Annotated in this window: 16 protein-coding genes and 1 riboswitch; of the genes, 8 read left to right on the top strand and 8 right to left on the bottom strand. The window is 60.1% G+C overall.

All coding sequences use genetic code 11. The features are described 5' to 3' along the window. Positions 1–24: 24 nt before the first annotated feature. On the bottom strand, positions 25–465 hold the full coding sequence (locus V3390_RS04730) for an NfeD family protein (protein ID WP_425493013.1): 441 nt from the start codon (positions 463–465) through the stop codon (positions 25–27). 17 nt (positions 466–482) lie between these two features. Next, entirely contained in the window at positions 483–1,418 is a 936-nt protein-coding gene (locus V3390_RS04725) for an SPFH domain-containing protein (RefSeq protein ID WP_331703558.1), read from the bottom strand. A 141-nt stretch (positions 1,419–1,559) separates the two neighbouring features. Here V3390_RS04725 and V3390_RS04720 point away from each other — a divergent pair, with 141 nt between their 5' ends. The 3 genes from V3390_RS04720 to dusB are packed head-to-tail and all read left to right on the top strand — an operon-like array spanning position 1,560 to position 4,813. Then, positions 1,560–2,855 carry a NupC/NupG family nucleoside CNT transporter gene (locus V3390_RS04720; RefSeq protein WP_331689215.1) on the top strand — a complete coding sequence of 432 codons (1,296 nt, stop codon included), beginning with the start codon at positions 1,560–1,562 and terminating at the stop codon, positions 2,853–2,855. A 13-nt stretch (positions 2,856–2,868) separates the two neighbouring features. Continuing rightward, entirely contained in the window at positions 2,869–3,828 is a 960-nt protein-coding gene (locus tag V3390_RS04715; RefSeq protein WP_331703557.1) for a ribokinase, read from the top strand. A 10-nt stretch (positions 3,829–3,838) separates the two neighbouring features. After that, on the top strand, positions 3,839–4,813 hold the full coding sequence (dusB, locus tag V3390_RS04710; RefSeq protein ID WP_331703645.1) for a tRNA dihydrouridine synthase DusB: 975 nt from the start codon (positions 3,839–3,841) through the stop codon (positions 4,811–4,813). On the opposite strand, the gene olsF is transcribed toward dusB, so the two are convergent. After that, entirely contained in the window at positions 4,783–6,501 is a 1,719-nt protein-coding gene (gene olsF / locus V3390_RS04705; RefSeq protein ID WP_331703556.1) for a bifunctional ornithine lipid synthase OlsF, read from the bottom strand. The two genes, dusB and olsF, sit on opposite strands and share 31 nt — an antisense overlap. Positions 6,502–6,695: 194 nt before the next feature. On the opposite strand from olsF, the gene metK reads away from it, so the two are divergent. Continuing rightward, positions 6,696–7,928: a methionine adenosyltransferase gene (gene metK, locus V3390_RS04700; RefSeq protein WP_331689212.1), complete on the top strand. Its 1,233-nt coding sequence runs from the start codon at positions 6,696–6,698 to the stop codon at positions 7,926–7,928. 70 nt (positions 7,929–7,998) lie between these two features. Here the strand turns inward: metK and V3390_RS04695 are convergent, their stop codons facing one another. Then, positions 7,999–10,491 carry a S9 family peptidase gene (locus tag V3390_RS04695; protein ID WP_331703555.1) on the bottom strand — a complete coding sequence of 831 codons (2,493 nt, stop codon included), beginning with the start codon at positions 10,489–10,491 and terminating at the stop codon, positions 7,999–8,001. A 126-nt stretch (positions 10,492–10,617) separates the two neighbouring features. Further along, positions 10,618–10,698, top strand: a riboswitch (S-adenosyl-L-homocysteine riboswitch). Positions 10,699–10,727: 29 nt separating this feature from the next. Between V3390_RS04695 and ahcY the strand changes: the two genes are divergently transcribed. The 4 genes from ahcY (at position 10,728) to V3390_RS04675 (ending at position 14,724) form a co-directional block, all read left to right on the top strand. Beyond that, complete coding sequence (ahcY, locus tag V3390_RS04690) at positions 10,728–12,173, top strand: adenosylhomocysteinase (RefSeq protein ID WP_331689210.1); 1,446 nt, start codon at positions 10,728–10,730, stop codon at positions 12,171–12,173. A gap of 13 nt (positions 12,174–12,186) precedes the next feature. Beyond that, positions 12,187–13,014 (top strand): methylenetetrahydrofolate reductase [NAD(P)H], encoded by an 828-nt coding sequence (gene metF, locus V3390_RS04685; protein WP_331703554.1) that lies wholly within the window; start codon positions 12,187–12,189, stop codon positions 13,012–13,014. A 1-nt stretch (position 13,015) separates the two neighbouring features. Then, the gene (locus tag V3390_RS04680; RefSeq protein ID WP_331703553.1) at positions 13,016–13,747 is read left to right on the top strand and encodes a hypothetical protein; all 732 of its coding nucleotides are present in this window, start codon (positions 13,016–13,018) and stop codon (positions 13,745–13,747) included. 65 nt (positions 13,748–13,812) lie between these two features. Beyond that, positions 13,813–14,724: a branched-chain amino acid transaminase gene (locus V3390_RS04675; RefSeq protein ID WP_331703552.1), complete on the top strand. Its 912-nt coding sequence runs from the start codon at positions 13,813–13,815 to the stop codon at positions 14,722–14,724. 15 nt (positions 14,725–14,739) lie between these two features. Here the strand turns inward: V3390_RS04675 and V3390_RS04670 are convergent, their stop codons facing one another. The 4 genes from V3390_RS04670 to V3390_RS04655 all read right to left on the bottom strand — a co-directional run bounded on the left by V3390_RS04670 (position 14,740) and on the right by V3390_RS04655 (position 18,474). Next, the gene (locus tag V3390_RS04670; protein ID WP_331689206.1) at positions 14,740–16,086 is read right to left on the bottom strand and encodes a sensor histidine kinase; all 1,347 of its coding nucleotides are present in this window, start codon (positions 16,084–16,086) and stop codon (positions 14,740–14,742) included. A gap of 10 nt (positions 16,087–16,096) precedes the next feature. Beyond that, complete coding sequence (locus tag V3390_RS04665) at positions 16,097–16,780, bottom strand: response regulator transcription factor (RefSeq protein WP_331689205.1); 684 nt, start codon at positions 16,778–16,780, stop codon at positions 16,097–16,099. A 255-nt stretch (positions 16,781–17,035) separates the two neighbouring features. Further along, positions 17,036–18,019 carry a 30S ribosomal protein S6--L-glutamate ligase gene (gene rimK / locus V3390_RS04660; protein ID WP_331703551.1) on the bottom strand — a complete coding sequence of 328 codons (984 nt, stop codon included), beginning with the start codon at positions 18,017–18,019 and terminating at the stop codon, positions 17,036–17,038. Beyond that, the gene (locus V3390_RS04655) at positions 18,016–18,474 is read right to left on the bottom strand and encodes an ATP-dependent zinc protease family protein (RefSeq protein ID WP_331689203.1); all 459 of its coding nucleotides are present in this window, start codon (positions 18,472–18,474) and stop codon (positions 18,016–18,018) included. The genes rimK and V3390_RS04655 overlap by 4 nt, the downstream gene beginning before the upstream one ends. Positions 18,475–18,486: the final 12 nt, after the last annotated feature.

Raw genomic sequence — 18,486 nt, 5'->3', positions numbered from 1 at the left:
GAAGACGGAAAATAGTTCAGCGGTTTAAGCAACAGGCTCGACAGCAAGATTCATACCGTCGGTGACCGCGACGACGCGAACCGTTGAACCCGCAGGCAGATCCTGATCGGCCCGAACGGTCCAGATCGCATCACCGACACGAACGGTGCCGCGCCCCTGCACCACCGCTGTCTCTAATACATAAGAGTTACCAATCAGCTGATCGGCCCGGCGATTGAGCAAGGGGTTGTCCGAGTTGCGCGTGCGACCGCGGTACTTGGTGCGATAGATCTGGATAAAGACCACGCTAAACACCGCAAACAGAACAATCTGCGCCAGGATCGGCAGGGCCGGCATCAGCAAGGTGACCAGAAACAGGACGCCGGCGGCCAGTCCAAGCCACAGCAGGAACGCGCCGGGCACCAGAATCTCGGCCACGATCAAAACCAGGGACAGGACGCCCCAACTCACAGCAACCCAGTTCAAATCCATGTCCGTCACTCTTAGCGCGAAGGATTGGCGCGACTGTCGGCCGCTTCACGTGCCAGATCGGCAATGCCGGCCAAGGAACCGATTACGCCGGCCGACTCCATCGGCATCATCACAAACTTCTGATTCGGGGCCTCGGCCAGGGCCTTAAAGGCCTCGATATACTTTTGAGCTACGAAATAATTGATGGCCTGCAAGTTGCCCTGACTAATGGCGTCGGACACCAGCTTGGTCGCGCGGGCCTCGGCTTCGGCCAGACGCTCGCGCGCTTCGGCCTGACGGAACGCCGCTTCGCGTTGACCTTCAGCCGTCAGTATGGCGCCTTGCTTCTCACCCTCGGCGCGCAGAATCTCGGCTTGACGATGACCTTCGGCATCCAGAATGTTGGCGCGCTTCTCGCGTTCCGCTTTCATCTGGCGGGCCATGGACTCGACCAGATCGCGCGGCGGCTGGATATCCTTGAGCTCAATCCGATTGACTTTGAGACCCCACGGATGGGTCGCCGAATCGACGGCCTGCAGCACTCGGGTATTGATCTCATCGCGCTTGGACAGTGATTCGTCGAGATCCATCGAGCCGATGGCCGTGCGGATATTGGTCATTACCAGATTGAGGACTGCCACTTCGAGCTGAGCCACCTCATAGGCCGCCTTGGCGGCATCGAGAACTTGGTAGAAAACCACGCCGTCGACCTTGACCACCGCGTTATCACGGGTAATCACGTCCTGACTGGGGACCTCGAGCACCTGTTCCATCATGTTGATCTTGCGACCGACATCCTGGTAGACCGGGACCAGAAAATGTAGGCCCGGCTCCAGGGTATGGGTGTATCTGCCGAAAGCCTCGACCGTCCACGCATACCCCTGGGGCACCATGCGTACGGCCTTGAATAAACCGACTACCAGCAATGCGAGCAGCGCCAAACTCAGTAGCAATCCACTTGAGTACATCCCACTCTCCATGCCGAAGTCAGAACCTCAATTATAGGCAATCGGGCGCCCAAAGCCGCAATGCGTCTTGTTGCGGGGCCCTGCATCGGCTACGCTTCAAGCACTCGGCCCATTTCGGCCCTGATTTGACGGGATTCGCGCGTGAACGTACTTGGCAGTATTGGTTTCGGCCTGTTTGGCCTGGCATGTCTGGTGACATTGGCCTGGCTTTTTTCCAACAACAAGCGCGCCGTCGATTGGCGCCTGGTCCTGACCGGTATCGTTCTGCAAATCGCCTTTGCAGCGGTGGTCCTGCTGGTTCCCGGCGGCCGCGACGTGTTTGATGCACTGGGCCGCGGCTTCGTCAAGATTCTCAGCTTTGTTAACGAAGGCTCGAACTTCATCTTCGGCAGCCTCATGGATGTGCCGCGCAACGGCTTCATTTTTGCATTCCAGGTGCTGCCCACCATTATCTTCTTCGCCGCACTGATGGGTGTGCTGTATCACCTCGGTGTGATGCAAGCCATTGTGCGTGCGATGGCCTGGGCCATCACCAAAGTGATGCGCGTCTCCGGTGCCGAGACCACTTCGGTCTGTGCCTCGGTGTTCATTGGCCAAACCGAAGCGCCACTGACCGTTCGCCCGTACATCTCCAAGATGACGGAATCGGAACTGCTGACCATGATGATCGGCGGTATGGCACACATCGCCGGCGGCGTGCTGGCTGCGTATGTCGGTATGCTCGGCGGCGCCGATCCGGCAGCTCAGGCCTTCTACGCCAAGCATTTGCTGGCCGCCTCGATCATGGCCGCCCCCGCCACCATGGTGGTGGCCAAGCTACTGGTGCCCGAAGTCGGCATGCCGCTGACGCGCGGCACGGTCAAAATGGAAGTCGAAAAGACCACTTCGAACGTGATTGACGCGGCCGCTGCCGGCGCCGGCGACGGTTTGCGCCTGGCCCTGAATATCGGCGCCATGCTGCTGGCCTTTATTGCACTGATTGCCTTGCTCAACTGGCCGCTCACCTGGATCGGCGAAGTCACGGGCATCGCCAATGCCATCGGCAAGCCGACCAACCTCGCCACCATCCTCGGCTACGTGCTGGCCCCGATTGCCTGGATCATCGGCGTGCCGTGGCAGGATGCCAACACCGTCGGCGGTCTTATCGGCCAGAAGATTGTGCTCAACGAATTCATCGCCTACTCGCAGTTGGCCGACATCATCAACGGCAAGACCGTCGGTGTAGCGCTGACCGAGCACGGCAAACTGATTGCCACCTATGCACTGTGCGGCTTTGCCAACTTCTCGTCGATTGCAATTCAGATCGGCGGTATCGGGGGCTTGGCTCCGGACCGTCGTCAGGACTTGGCCCGCTTTGGTCTACGCGCCGTGCTCGGTGGCTCCATCGCCACGCTGATGACGGCAACCATTGCCGGTGTACTGACGCAGTTCGCCTGATTCTGCAGTCGCTATGGTCTGCATCGTCGGCTCCTTCAATGTCGATCACGTCTGGCGCTGCGAAACACTGCCGATGGCGGGGCAAACCCTGCACGGCGAGTACTCCACCGGCCCCGGCGGTAAGGGCTTTAACCAGGCCATCGCCAGTGCGCGCTGCGGCGTCAGTTCGCATTTTATTTGCGCACTCGGCGACGATGCTGGCGCCGCCTGGGCACGCGAGCTCGCCGCGCAAAGCCATCTGCAACTAATTGCTAAGCAGTCTGTGCATCCAACCGGCACCGCCGGCATCTGGGTCGATGCCAGGGCACACAATGCCATTCTCATCAGTGCGGGCGCGAACGCGGATCTCGATCCGACCTTTGTGCTGCAACATGCCGCGGAACTGCAGGGCGCTCGCGTGGTCCTGGCACAGCTGGAGACGCCGCTGCCTTCTGTAACCCAAGCGCTGCGACTGGCCCACGGTGCCGGCGCACTGACTGTGCTGAACCCGGCGCCCGCACCGCTGAGTCACCTGCCGTCGGCCCTGCTCGAAGCGTGTACCGTCATCACGCCCAATGAGACGGAGCTTGCGCGCTTGGTCCCGGACCTCGATCCGACCGCCGACATCAAGGCCTTGCCCGATGCCGAACTGCACGCCCTGTGTCGCCGCGCCTTGCCCCAGGGCACGGTGGTGGTGACCTTGGGCGATCACGGCTGCTTCGTCTCGCACGCGCAAGCCCAACTGCATGGCGACCGTGCCACGCATTACCGGGCGGCGGCTTATCCTGCGCAAGCCATTGATACGACCGGTGCCGGCGATGCATTTAATGGCGCGTTGTGCGCGTCACTGGCCCAACGTTCCGAGCTGCCTTTCGCCGAACATGTGCAATGGGCCTGTGCCTATGCGGCATTCTCGACCGAGCAACCCGGGGCGGCGCTGTCCATGCCTGACCCCGCTGCGGTAGCGCAACGCTACGGGATCGCCTTCACGTAAAATAATGCCCATGCAGATTGGGCCCTACACCATTGACCCGCCGGTGCTGCTGGCGCCAATGGCCGGAGTCACCGACAAACCGTTTCGCATGCTGGTCAAACGGCTTGGCGCGGGTCTGTGCGTATCCGAAATGACGACGTCCGATCCGCGGTTCTGGACTACCTCCAAATCGCTGCACCGCATGGATCATCAGGGCGAGCCGGCACCGATTAGCGTGCAGCTGGCGGGTACTGATCCGCTAGTGCTTGCGGAGGCGGCACGCTACAACGTCGATCACGGCGCTCAGATCATTGACATCAATATGGGCTGTCCGGCAAAAAAGGTCTGCAACGTGTGGGCCGGTTCGGCACTGATGCAGAACGAACCGCTGGTGGCGCAGATTCTCGAAGCGGTCGTCAATGCCGTCGACGTGCCCGTCACCTTAAAGTTTCGCACCGGTTGGGATGCCGAACATCGCAATGCACCGGCCATTGCACGGATTGCGGAGGAATCCGGTATTGCGGCGATTGCCATCCACGGGCGCACGCGCGATCAGCAATACCGCGGTGAGGCCGAGTATCACACCATTGCACAGGTCAAGGCGGAGCGCTCGATTCCGGTCATTGCCAACGGAGATATCAACTCGCCGCAAAAAGCCGCCGAGGTCTTGCGTTACACCGGCGCCGATGCAGTGATGATCGGACGCGCCGCACAGGGACGGCCGTGGTTACCCGGACAGATCGCCGCGTATCTGCAGCATGGCACGCTGATACCTGATCCGTCACCGCTACAGGTACGCGACATTCTGCTCGAGCACCTGGATCGCCTTCACGAATTTTACGGCGAGCTCTCCGGTGTGCGTATCGCGCGTAAGCACTTGGGCTGGTACGCAAAGGATCATCCGCACGCGGCGGAGTTTCGCGCGCGCGTGAACCGAGTCGAGGAAGCGGCACTGCAGCGCCGACTGACCGCAGACTACTTTGAGACTTTAGCCGACGCGGCGTGAGTTGCAATGTAGCGGGCGCGTTTGTGCGGCCGCATGCAGTCGATATCAACTTCGATCAGGCCATCAATAGCGTCGCCGAAATCCGGGTCCACACCAAAGGCCAGAAAGCGCACACCGCCCGGCTCGCACAGTTCGGTGTATTGCTTGTACAGCATCGGCAAGGTCGCACCCACGGCATCCAGGTTCTGACGCAGAATGCGGAAGGCTGTGGCGGGATCCGCGGCTTCGTGCACGGGCGGTGCTGCAAAGTAGGAGAACGGTTGGCGCGAGCGACCCAGCTCATCGACATCTCCGTAGTAGCGGCTGTAGTACGCCACAATCTGATCGCGTGCAGCGGCCGGCAATGCGGCGCTAATGGAGACCGGGCCATACAGATAACGCACACCGGGATGTTGCGCCAGATACGCGCCAATGCCTTGCCACAGATAGTCAATGCTGCGACCGCCCCAGTACGTTGGCACCACAAAACTGCGTCCCAGCTCCATGCCTTGTGCGATCCGCGCAATTGCCTTCTCGGAGTATTCAAACAGGGACGCTGTATACCAGCCGCTGATCCCGCGTTCGGCCAGTACTTGCGCGCCCCGACTGATCCGATACGCACCGGCGACCTGTTTTTGCCGCTCGTCCCACAACACGATGTGTTCGTACCACGTGTCATACGCATCCGTGTCGAAGGCGCGACCGGTACCCTCTCCCACCGCACGAAACGTCAGTTCCCGCAGTCGACCGATCTCACGCAACAGCGGCGAATCCGCATTTAGGCGACCGCACAGGATTTTCTGCCCGTCCGATGTTTGCCCCAGGGTGCGTAGCTTACGGATTGCATGCTCGATCAGTATTTGCGGCACCGGCTCAATGATCGGCTCGGGCCCCATTGGCATAGGCTCCGGTGCGAACTTGCCAATGGCATGCAGTGCATTGCGCACTAGGCTCAATGCATCGTCGGCAGCCATGTCCTGCGGCAGACTCATCGGCTCGCCAACCTGCAGCTGCAGACGGCGCCCGCGGCGTGCAAACATTTCGCGAGCAAGCAAGGTCGTACCCAACGCCTTGTTGATTGTCGATGCCCCGTAAAACAGGGCGGAATTGCGCGCCTTAACCCGCACCGGCAATACACGTGCTCCGGTGCGGCGCGCGAAACGGATAAAGCCACGACGCCACGGTCCGTCCTGGATACCACGCAAGCCCAGCCGCGCTACTTCGCCGGCGGGAAACACGATCACGCATTCATCGCGCAGCAACGATTCCTCGATGGCGTGCACGCTCTCCGCAGTTGGCCTACCGCCCAGAATCCGGACCGGTAACAGCAGATCCCCGAGATTGCCGATCTGCTGCAGGAAATCATTGGCGACGATGCGTACGTCGCGCCGGACGCGCCCGACTTCGTGCAACAAGGCCAGGGCATCGATCGCACCCAGCGGGTGATTCGCAACAATCAGAAGGCGACCCGTCGCCGGGATCCGTCCACGATCGGCATCGGCACACTGATGATGCACGCCGAGAAAATCAAGCGAAGCCTGCACAAAGGCAAAATCCCGCAAGTCGCGGTTACGGGTGATGAACTCCCGGATCTCATCCAGACGGGACCATCGCGAAATGCCTCGCACCAGCGGGCGCGCGATGACTCCGCGTCGGCCTTCAAACCATTGCGGATAGCGGTGTGCCAGTTGCTGCTGCAAGTCCTGCATGGCGCGGATCAGAATTCGGGAGTGTGGATATGGCTTACTTTGCCGCCCAAATGCGAACGCCATGTGGCGATTAGGTTGCGGAAAGATGACGGCCGGGCAAATCGGTAATCGCCGGATTTCTTGCTAACCTAGCCGAACCGTGACAAAATGTGCGGTCTAAATATCTTTCCATCCGTATAAAGGGATATAAGCCCATGTCGAACTACCTGTTCACTTCGGAATCGGTCTCCGAAGGCCATCCGGACAAGATCGCTGACCAGATCTCCGATGCCGTGCTGGACGCCATCCTGGCTCAGGACAAGCGCGCACGTGTCGCCTGTGAAACGTTGGTCAAGACCGGCGCCGCCATCGTCGCCGGCGAAGTGACCACTTCCGCCTGGGTTGATATCGAAGGCCTGGCCCGCGATGTCATCAACAAGATCGGCTATAACAACTCCGATGTCGGTTTCGACGGCCACACCTGCGCCATCATCAACATGCTCGGCAAGCAGTCGCCCGATATCGCTGCCGGCGTCGATGGCACCTCGAAGAAAGCCAAAAAGCCCGAAGAAATGGGTGCCGGCGATCAGGGCCTGATGTTCGGTTACGCCTGCAACGAGGCACCGGAACACATGCCGGCGCCGCTGTACTATTCGCACCGCCTGGTCGAACAGCAAGCCAAGGTCCGTAAGGCCAAGAACAGCAAACTGCCGTGGCTGCGTCCCGATGCCAAGTCGCAAGTCACGCTGCGTTATGACGAAACGCACAACGTTGTAGGCCTCGATGCCGTCGTGCTGTCGACCCAGCACGATCCGGGCGTCAAGCAAAAGGACATCATCGAAGGCGTCCGCGAATACATCCTGAAGCCGGTCCTGCCGAAGAAGTGGTACGACTCGCTGCCTAAGAACAAGGTGCACATCAACCCGACCGGTATCTTTGTGATCGGCGGTCCGGTAGGCGACTGCGGTCTGACCGGCCGTAAGATCATCGTTGATACCTACGGCGGCATGGCCCGTCACGGTGGCGGTGCTTTCTCGGGCAAGGATCCGTCCAAGGTCGACCGTTCTGCGGCATACGCAGCGCGTTACGTCGCCAAGAACATCGTCGAAGCCGGCATCGCCGACAAGTGCGAAGTGCAGGTCTCCTACGCCATTGGTGTGGCCGAGCCGACCTCGATTTCGGTCAACACCTTCGGCACCGGCCGCATCAGCGATGATCAGATCGACAAGCTGATCCGTGCGCACTTCGACCTGCGTCCGTACGGCATCGTCAAGATGCTGGATCTTGTCCACCCGATCTATCAGCCGACTGCTGCATACGGCCACTTCGGCCGCAAGCCGTACGAGCTGAGCTACACCGGCCTCGACGGCAAGACCGAAACGGCAACTGCCTTCTCGTGGGAAAAGACCGACAAGGCCGAAATCCTGCGTAAGGCCGCCAAGCTGTAAGGCGAACCTTCTCGCACATAAAAACGGGATCCATTCGGATCCCGTTTTTTTTCATCCCTACTTGCTGCGATTAGGGTTTCGCGTTCTTGACGTACCGATCCAACCACGCGTCCTCTTCGGCCAGCATATGCAGAATGGATTCACGGGCACGATAGGCGTGCGATTCGTTGGGCAGCATCACCAGGCGCACATTGCCGCCTAATCCCTTCACCGCCGCAAACATCCGTTCGCTTTGAATCGGGAACGTGCCCGAGTTGTTGTCGTCAATGCCGTGAATCATCAGCAGGTTGTCCTTGATGTTTTCAGCAAAGTTGAACGGCGACATCTCGCGGTACACATCTTTCGCATCCCAGTAGTTGCGCTCCTCCGCCTGGAACCCGAACGGCGTCAGCGTGCGGTTATACGCACCGCTGCGTGCAATGCCGCCCTTGAACAGACGCGAATGGGCCAGCAGGTTCGCGGTCATAAAGGCGCCGTACGAGTGACCGCCGATGGCCATGCGATTGCGATCGCCGACGCCACGCCGTACCAGCTCCTCTACAGCTGCCTGCGCGTCATCAACGAGTTGCTTAATGTAGGTGTCATTGGGCTCGGCCTTGCCCTCGCCCACAATCGGGAACGTCGGGTTGTCCAGGACTGCATAACCGCGAGCAAGGAAGGGCAATGGACCCCAGTAGCTAATACTGTTGAAGCGATAAGGCGAGCCCTTGACCTGCGAAGCCGCAGCCGCCGATTTGAATTCCGCCGGATAGGCCCACATCAGCACCGGCAGCGGCTTGTCCTTGCCCGGAGTGAAACCGGGAGGCAAATACAGATTGCCCGACAGTTCCACGCCATCGGTGCGGCGGTACCGAATCAGTTCCTTGCTGATATTCGACAACTGCGGCAGCGGATTTTTGTTCGAGGTCAGCTGACGCACAGGCTTTGCAGTTGCTTCGCCGTTACCGGTGGCGACTACAAAGATATTTGCAGGCTCCTGTTGGGATTCGCGGCTGACCAGCAGTTGCCTGGCATCCGCATCCAACAGCGCGACCGGGGATTCATAGCGCGGTGCCTGCGAGCGGAACAGACGCGTCGTGCTCAGATCCTTGAGTAGCTGACGATCCAGGAACGGACGGTCGCCCTCGGGTGAGGCACCGGCACCGATGCGGTAAATCGACTGACCGTCCGTGCTCAACTGAATTACACGCTTACCTGCTGCATTCGCTTGAGTGACGACAGCGCCGGGGCTCTTGTAACTATCCTCACTGGAGCCCTGATATACGATGGCCGGCTTTACGTCTGCGCGATCGGGAGCAATGCGCCACTGCTTCTGCTCACGGGTCTTCCACCAGAATTCGCTGATCAGCGCAAGATCTGGACCGGACCACAGAACGCCCGCATAACGCGACTGCAGTCGTGCAATCTCACGGGCGGACGCGTTGAACGGTGCCGCCTGCATTTTGACGACATCGCGTACTTCGACTTGCCGTGCCGGATCACCACCATCGGTTGCCTCGGCCCAGACCAGCGTGGCGGGGGCATCCGAACGCCAGCTGACGGAGCGCACGCCCTCACGCACCGCATCATTACCGCTAGGCAAGCCTTCGACCAGGGGCAGGTCCGCAATCTGCTGCACCGTCTTGCCCTGCAGATCCATCACGACTATACGCCTTGGGAACGCCCCCGCCGGCACCGCATAGGAGAACGGCCGCCGCAATACCTGCGTCAGGATATAGCGACCATCCGGCGATACCGAGATCGCATCGTACATTTGCGCGCTACCGAGCTTGCGCTGCGCGCCCGTGTCGGCATCAACGACTGCCAACTGCGTCGTCAGATAGTATTCGAGCAGCGACGCATCTTCTTCGTTAGTCAGCAAGTCCTGATAAGTCCGCAATTGCCGCACACCGGCACCCTGCTCCGACTGCTGGATTACGGGACCCGTAGGCACACCGGCTTTGGGCATGCGGACTTCATTGCTGACCCGCAGCGTGACCAGCAGCTGACGGCTATTGGGCAGCCACTCAAAACCCTGATCCGCTACTGAGTTCAGCGCCACGCCGCTGATTTGGCGCGCACGCCGCGTAGCGACATCGACGATCCAGAGCTGGTTTGAACCCTCTGCAGGACTGACGTGGGTAAAGGCAACGCGCGACTGGTCCGGCGACCAGGCCAGCGCGGCAATGTTCAAATCCTGTGGCAGACCGTCAATCTTGACCTTCTGACCCGTCGCGACATTTAACAGCTCAAAGGACCGGTTAAAGCTAAAGCGACTCGCTGAGAAGTAACGCGGATGAATCCGCATGCCGCCCAGCTTGAGCTCGGGCTGGGCGACCACGCTGATCGGCGGCAATGCCGGTGTATCCGATACCACCGCCCAATCGCGGCGCGGGCTCAAACTCAACGATGGTGGACGCGGGGCATCAACGATGTCTTTTAGAATCGCAACCGGTTCACGATAACCGGCATCACTAACGGCGGCCGCGGGTGTCGTGGCGTCCTGCGCCTGCAGCGGTGCGGCAGCTAGGATGGCGCTCGCCAAGCACAGACTCAGGATGGTTTTGACAAACGGACGATGCATGAAAGCCCCTATAGAAGTGTGTTTAGTCATCCTAGGGCAAATACGCCGTGTCGGACCCATGCCATTAGTCCTGACTTCCCGGCTAACACCTTGATTCTGCGCTGAAATTTGCCCGTATAATGGACCTTCGCCAAGGGACGCTGCGACTCCGACCGGAGCCAGGCTTGGTGACTACAACCGGATTCTGTGCAACTGCGTCCTCCCTCATTTTTCCAATTTGATAGGAGACTGCACGCATGAATGCGCCCGTTAAAACTTTTTCGCAAGACGGTGACTACAAAGTTGCCGATATTTCGCTGGCCGACTGGGGCCGCAAGGAACTCGACATCGCTGAGCACGAGATGCCCGGCCTGATGTCCATTCGCCGCAAGTACGCCGCTGAGCAGACGCTCAAGGGTGTGCGCATCACCGGCTCGCTGCACATGACCATTCAAACCGGCGTGCTGATTGAAACGCTGGTCGATCTCGGTGCCGACGTGCGCTGGGCCAGCTGCAACATCTTCTCGACGCAGGACCATGCGGCCGCGGCCATTGCCAAGGCCGGCGTGCCGGTGTTTGCCTGGAAAGGTGAATCGCTCGAAGAATACTGGGACTGCACACTCAATGCCCTGTCCTTCCCCGATGGCAACGGCGGCTTCCTGGGCCCGCAAATGGTGGTGGACGATGGCGGCGACGTCACCTTGCTGATCCACAAGGGTTATGCGCTGGAAACCAAGGGCGACACGTGGGTGGACACGCCTTCGTCCAATCACGAAGAACAAGTGATCAAGAACCTGCTGAAGCGCGTTGCCGCTGAGCGTCCGGGCTTCTGGACCACTGTCGTCAAGGACTGGAAGGGCGTTTCCGAAGAAACCACCACCGGCGTGCACCGTCTGTATCAGCTGTCGCAGGAGGGCGAACTGCTGGTGCCGGCCATCAACGTCAACGACTCCGTCACCAAGTCCAAGTTCGACAATCTTTACGGTTGCCGCGAATCGCTGGCTGACGGCCTCAAGCGCGCCATGGACGTGATGCTGGCCGGCAAGGTTGCCGTGGTTTGCGGTTATGGCGATGTCGGCAAGGGCTCGGCCCACTCGCTGCGTGCCTACGGTGCCCGCGTCGTGGTCACCGAAATTGACCCGATCAACGCCCTGCAGGCTGCGATGGAAGGCTTTGAAGTCAACACCGTTGAAAGCACCTTGGGCACCGGCGACATCTACGTCACCACCACCGGCAACAAGGACGTGATCACGCTTGACCAGATGAGCAAGATGAAGGACCAGGCCATCGTCTGCAACATCGGCCACTTCGACAACGAAATTCAGGTTGATGCACTGAAAGAATCGGGCGCTACCCATCTGAACATCAAGCCGCAAGTCGACAAGTTCACGTTCGCCACCGGCAACAGCATCTTCCTGCTGGCCGAAGGCCGCCTGGTCAATCTCGGCTGCGCCACCGGTCACCCGAGCTTTGTTATGTCGAATTCGTTCTCCAACCAGACGCTGGCGCAGATTGATCTGTGGCAGAACAAGGACAAGTACGAGAACAAGGTCTACATTCTGCCCAAGAAGCTCGACGAAGAAGTGGCACGTCTGCATCTTGAAAAGATCGGCGTGGTGCTGACGCGTCTGACGCCGGAACAGGCTGCGTATCTGGGTGTCGATGTTGACGGGCCGTACAAGCCCGAACATTACCGTTACTGATCGGGAGTCCACCATGAAGGTGCCCGTCAGTTTTGAGTTCTACCCGCCCAAGACCGACGACCAGCGTGCACAGCTCGATCGAACTGTGCAACGGCTGGCCCGCTTCCGCCCCGAGTTCGGCTCCTGTACGTTCGGGGCGGGCGGTTCCACGCAATCGCACACGCCCGCCACGGTCCGTCATCTGCGTACGCAGTTCGGCTACAACATTGCACCGCATTTGAGTTGCGTCGGTGGCAACCGTGACGAGTTCAAGGCCCTGCTTGATGAATACATCGAAATGGGCGTTGATCGCGTCGTCACACTGCGCGGCGATATTCCGTCGGGCATGGGCAATGCCGGTGAGTTCCGTCAGGCGATCGACCTGCTGCGTTACATCCGAGAGCAGTACGGCGATCGTTTCAAGTTGCACGTGGCAGCGTATCCGGAGATTCATCCGCAGGCACGTACTGCCCGGCACGATCTGCAGCATTTCGCGGACAAGGCGAAGGCGGGCGCGGACTCGGCAATTACGCAGTATTTTTACAATGCCGATGCGTACTTCCGCTTTGTCGATGACGTGCGCAAATTGGGTGTCGACATTCCGGTCATCGCGGGCATCATGCCGATTTCGGACTTTCACAAGATCCGGCAGTTCTCGGCCAGTTGCGGTTCGGAAATTCCGCGCTGGATGGTGCAACGCATGGAGGCGTACGGCGAGGACATGCAGGCCCAACGCGATTTCGCCACGGAATGCGTGGCCGACCTGTGCCGTCGTCTGACTGACGGTGGCGCTCCGGGCTTCCATTTCTATACACTGAACCTCTCCAAGCCAACGGTCCGCGTATTGGACCTGATCCGGTGAATTGAGCGGTTTACGCACACTACTGGCAGTATTACTGGGCTGGGCGATCTCTTTAGGGGTCGCCCAGTCTGCTTTCGCGCAGAATTACGCCCGCTACTGCGCGCGTGACACCGATCAGCTGGCCAACGATCTGACGCTGGCCATCACTTCGCAAGATGCCAATTACCTGGCCACCCTGTATAACTGGGCCGGCTTTAGTGCCGACACGGCCTATCAGCGCATGGACCGCTATGCCGAACTCGTAGAGCAGCGGCTGGAGAGCGTGGATCCGCTGTGGCCCGGCATGACCATGCAACGGACGCCGCAATGGGCCCGCGGGCCTCTGCTGGCGGTTAGCGCGGTCCTTCTGGCCTGGTTCCAGTCCGTGCCCCCGGTCGATGAGACCCCGGAGATCGGCCCCTATCCGGACCCGACGTACCCCGACGAGCGAGGCCTTGGCGACCTGCCCCCCTTGCCTCAGGAGGCGCCTGAGGAGCCCCTGAGCGACACCGACACTATTTTGGCCGAATCCCGTCGCCGCGCCGCCGAGTTCGACCGCAATCTGCAGCAGGAGCTCGACCGCATGGCCGCCGCCGATCCGATCCCGAGCAGTCCGATCTACTTCGGCGAAGGCATCCCGGTCGCCTCAGCCATCCGCGTCATCACCGAAGAAGGCCGCATCCGCCCACGCCGCCACGTCCTGACGTTCAAGGTCATGCGCTTCGAAGACTGCTACTGGCTGACCGGCGGCTAGAGCCGGCACCTGCCCGGACCGCGTTTGGTAAACTACGGCAATTCAAAACAGCAGTAGGACCGGCGATGAACTACCCCGAGTGGATTTGGCAAAACGGCGAAGTTAAACAATGGGCCGATGCCACGACGCATGTGATGTCGCATGCCCTGCACTACGGTTCGTCCGTGTTCGAAGGCATCCGCGCCTACGACACCCCCAAGGGTCCTGCCATCTTCCGCCTGACCGACCACAACAAGCGCCTGCACGACTCGGCCAAGATCTACGACTTTGAAATCCCATACTCAATCGAAGAGCTCAACGCCGCCTGTAAGGAAATGGTCAAGCGCAACGGCCTCAAAGACGCCTACCTGCGTCCGGTCGCCTATCGCGGTCTGGGCGGGTTCGGCCTGAGCGCCGACACTCCCATTGATGTGGCCGTCGCCACCTGGGAAATGGGTGCCTATCTCGGCCCCGACGTGCTCGAAAACGGCATCGACGCCTGCGTCTCCTCGTGGCAGCGCTTTGCACCGAACACGATTCCGGCAGGCGCCAAGGCCGGCGGCAACTACCTGTCCGGCCAGCTCATCGCCCGTGAAGCCCGTCGCTTAGGCTTTGGCGAAGGCATTGCCCTGGCCTCCACCGGCCTACTCTCCGAAGGTGCCGGCGAAAACCTGTTCCTGGTCTTTAACGGCGCGCTGCACACCACACCGGTGTCGGCGGCGTTGCTCAACGGCCTGACCCGCAACACCATCATGACGCTCGCACGCGACATGGGCATCGAAGTGGTCGAGCGCGACATGCCGCGCGAATACCTGTACCTGTGCGACGAGCTGTTCATGTGCGGCACCGCTGCCGAGATCACGCCGATCCGTTCCGTCGATGGCCGCAAGATCGGCAAGGGCGTGGCCGGCGAACTGACCCGCAAGCTGCAGCAGGCCTACTTCGATCTGGTCAAAGGCAAGACCGAAGACAAATACGGCTGGCTGGAACTGGTCTAAGCCCTAGCGCTGAACTCAGGCCCCGGTCGGTGTCGGCCGGGTCTTGTGCGGATCGAAGTACAGCGACGCCTCGACCCCGCGCGGGTTATGCGGCAATACGCTGACCTCCCAGCCATACAAGGCACACAGGCGACGCACGATCGACAGACCGATACCGCCACCTTGCGAATGACCCACATGGGTCCCGCGATAGCCGCGCTGGAACAGTTTCGACATGTCATCCACGGACAGGCCGGGGCCGTTATCAATGACGCGCACGATATCGCCTTCGAGACGGACGAGCACTTCGCCTTCCTGCGTATATTTGACGGCATTGCCGATCAGGTTACCCAGCGCCACCGAAACCGACGACTCAGGGGCATTCACGACGAGGCCCGGTTCGCCTTCGAAGCGTAAGACCACGGGCTTGCGGCCCACCTGCTCGCGATGGGCATCAATCAGCTGTTCGCACAACTTGGCGACATCGACGTTGCCGGTACCGCGTTCATTGCGGGACAGCAGCAGCATCGAACTGATCAGGTCCGTACATTGCTGTTCGGAGCGTTGAATGCGCTTGATGCGCGTGCGAGTGCGATCGTCCAGATTCGGTGTGGTGAGCAACAGCTCGGTGGCGCCGCGAATGACTGCCAAAGGCGTGCGCAGTTCATGGCTAACGTCTGCGTTGAACTCCTGATCGCGCTGGACCACCTCGCGCAGGCGCTCTGAATAATCATCGAGGGCTTGAGCCAGCTGCCCGACTTCGTCGTTAGGGATGCGGTCGGTTTTGAATTTGGCGTCGGGCGAGCGACTGGATTTTTTCAGATCGGCCGCCAGCTCCGTCACCGGTCGCATCACGGTATTGGCCAACCACCAGCCCACCAGCAAAGTCACCAGCAGCGCCGTCAGCCCCATTGCAAACAGAATGACAGTGACGCGGCGCTGGGTCTTGATCGCCTGGGTCTGATCCATCGCAATGAAGAACCACTGCTGCGGATCCTTGCGCACCGCCAGGCGGTAATTGAACTCGTGGCCGTTCTCGTCAATGCTCGAGACGTGGTAGACGCCGTTGGAATACATGGCCCAATCCGGATTGAACAGCTGGTCCGGCTGATTCGGCGGATAGCGATATGCGCGCAGATTGCTCAACTCGGCGAACGGGGAGCGCGGGTTGCGGTAAAACGCATCGGCACTGCGATTGACGCTGCTCTGCAAAAAGCCACGCGTATCGGCGTCCAGCAAGGTGCTGAACCAGTACGTCGTAAAAATAAACGAGGTGATCAGTAACAGGCCCAGCAAGCCAAAGGCCAGGATCAGACGTGTCCGCAGTGTCCGCCGGAATCTGGCAGCCGCCGTCGTCCCCCGATGACCGGGAATGCTCGCCATGGATTACCGATCAGGCTTCGGGTTCGGGGACAGCGATGCGGTAGCCGATACCGTGACGCGTCTGGATCATCGCATCCTTGAACGGCTTATCCACCAGTGCCCGCAACCCGTGGATGTGCACGCGCAGGCTGTCGGAGTCCGGCAGCTCTTCGCCCCAGACGCGCGTCTCGATATCCTGACGCGTGACGACGGCCGGCGAGGCCTCCATCAGTGCCTGCAGAATCTTGAGCGCAGTCGGGTTGAGTTGCAGCAGCTTGCCCTCGCGACGCACTTCGAGCGTGTCGAGGTTGTATTCGAGATCGCCGACATTCAGTACGCGGGTCTGCACACCGCGGCCGCGACGTTGCAGGGCGTTGAGGCGCACTTCGACTTCCTGCAGAGCAAACGGCTTGATCAGATAGTCGTCGGCACCGCTATCAAAGCCGGCCAGCTTGTTTTCCAGCGAGTCGCGTGCAGTCAGCATCAGAATCGGCGTTTGCTTGCGCGCTTCGTTGCGGAGCTTGCGAGCGACATCAAGACCATCCATGCCCGGCAGATTCAAATCCAGCACGATGGCATCAAAATCGTTCACCACGGCCAGATGCAAGCCCGTGATCCCGTCGGCAGCAAAGTCTACGGTGTGGCCGCGCTCCTCGAGAAAGTCGCCGAGATTGGCGGCGATGTCCTGGTTGTCTTCGATGACAAGAATGCGCATGACAGTGGTGACTCCGGGGGATTGTCTCTAGGGTTCAATCACTCTATAGGAGCCATTTAACAATTGGAACTAGAAGCCTGAACATAAAAAAACCGGACTGTCGAAACAGTCCGGTATGAAAGGCGTATTGCCCCGATACCACGCTACGCGAGGCCTTGAATCGGTTGACTGACGGGCCGCCGATCCAAGCAGCATGTAGCGCGGAGAATCGAAGCTAAGCCCCCTTGGCTTAAAATTTCGTTAATCGAACCTTAACTAGGTCCGCTTGGCGTATAACTTGCTGATTTTATTTGGTTTTTTGGTTTCTCGGGCCGGTGATTTCTGCGCCATCTCGACCGGTGACCTAGGTTTTTGCGACGCGACCGGGGCCACCTGCTTTTCGATGAATCGGATGATCAGCCCGGCGACATCTTTGCCCGAAGCCGCTTCAATGCCCTCGAGTCCCGGAGATGAGTTGACCTCGAGTACCAAGGGTCCGCGTTTGGACCGAATCAGGTCCACACCGGCAACATTCAAGCCCAACGTGTTGGCCGCGCGCACTGCGGTCTCGCCTTCCTCGCGTGTCGGGCGAATGCCTTTGGCACTGCCGCCGCGATGCAGATTGGAGCGGAACTCGCCTTTCGGTGCCTGACGACGCATCGCCGCCACCACTTCACCGCCGACTACAAAGCAACGCAAGTCAGCGCCTTTCGCTTCGGCTACAAATTCCTGCACCAGGAACTGCGCATACAAACCGCGTAACGCCTCAATCACCGACTTGGATGCCGACAGTTTTTCGGTGAGCATCACGCCGGCGCCCTGTGTGCCTTCGTTGAGTTTGATGACATGCGGCGGCGGACCGAGCATGGACAGCAGATCGGCCGTGTCATCGGGGTTGTCGCCAAACACCGTGTCGGGCAAGCCGATGCCCTGCGCACACAGCACCTGGTGCGTGCGCAACTTATCGCGCGCCGTCAGAATTGCCTGCGACTCATTGGGCGTATAAACCCCCATCAGCTCGAACTGCTTGAGCACCGCCGTACCGTATTTGGTAACGGACGCACCAATGCGCGGGATCACTGCATCGACCTTGAGCACGCTCTTGCCGCGGTAATGGATCTCGACACCGTCGTTGGCGATACGCATGTAGCAACGCAGGGGATCGAGCACGCGAACGACATGTCCGGCTTCGCGACCCGCCTCGACCAGGCGGCGCGTGGAGTACAACCGCGGATTGCGTGAGAGTATGGCGATCTTCATGAGAATTCCGTGGGTTTAGTGCGAAGGTTACCGCCATGCATGAATGAGCGGTTGGCATCGACCAGGTAGCGCGTGCGAATGGCCGTGCGTCCTAACAGCATGGGGTACGTCATGGTGCGGCGGGAACACAAATTGATCTCTACCGGTCGAAGTTCGCCGGCCAGCAAAATGGTGGTCGAGATAAACGGTCGTAAGGCGCGATGACCGCCGGAATCCGTCACCGGTCGGCGATCCAGAATGCGCGCCTGACCCTGAATACTTGCCGACCCTTCGTGCAGGTTATGGATCACAAAGCCAATCCACGGCTCTCCCGCTTCGGCGAACTCCCACTGCTCATCTACATGCAGAGCACTGCTGCGGGCGCCGGTATCCACCTTGGCGACGATGCCGCGGATACCAAGCTCGGGCAAGGCAACCCATTCTCTCCAGCCTACCGGTGTTTTGATTCGTGTCATGTGTTCGGAAAC

The sequence above is a fragment of the Aquilutibacter rugosus genome, assembly GCF_036541335.1.
In the GTDB taxonomy this organism is placed as follows: Bacteria; Pseudomonadota; Gammaproteobacteria; order Xanthomonadales; family Xanthomonadaceae; genus Aquilutibacter; species Aquilutibacter rugosus.
This window is presented reverse-complemented; position numbering and strand designations above follow the sequence as displayed.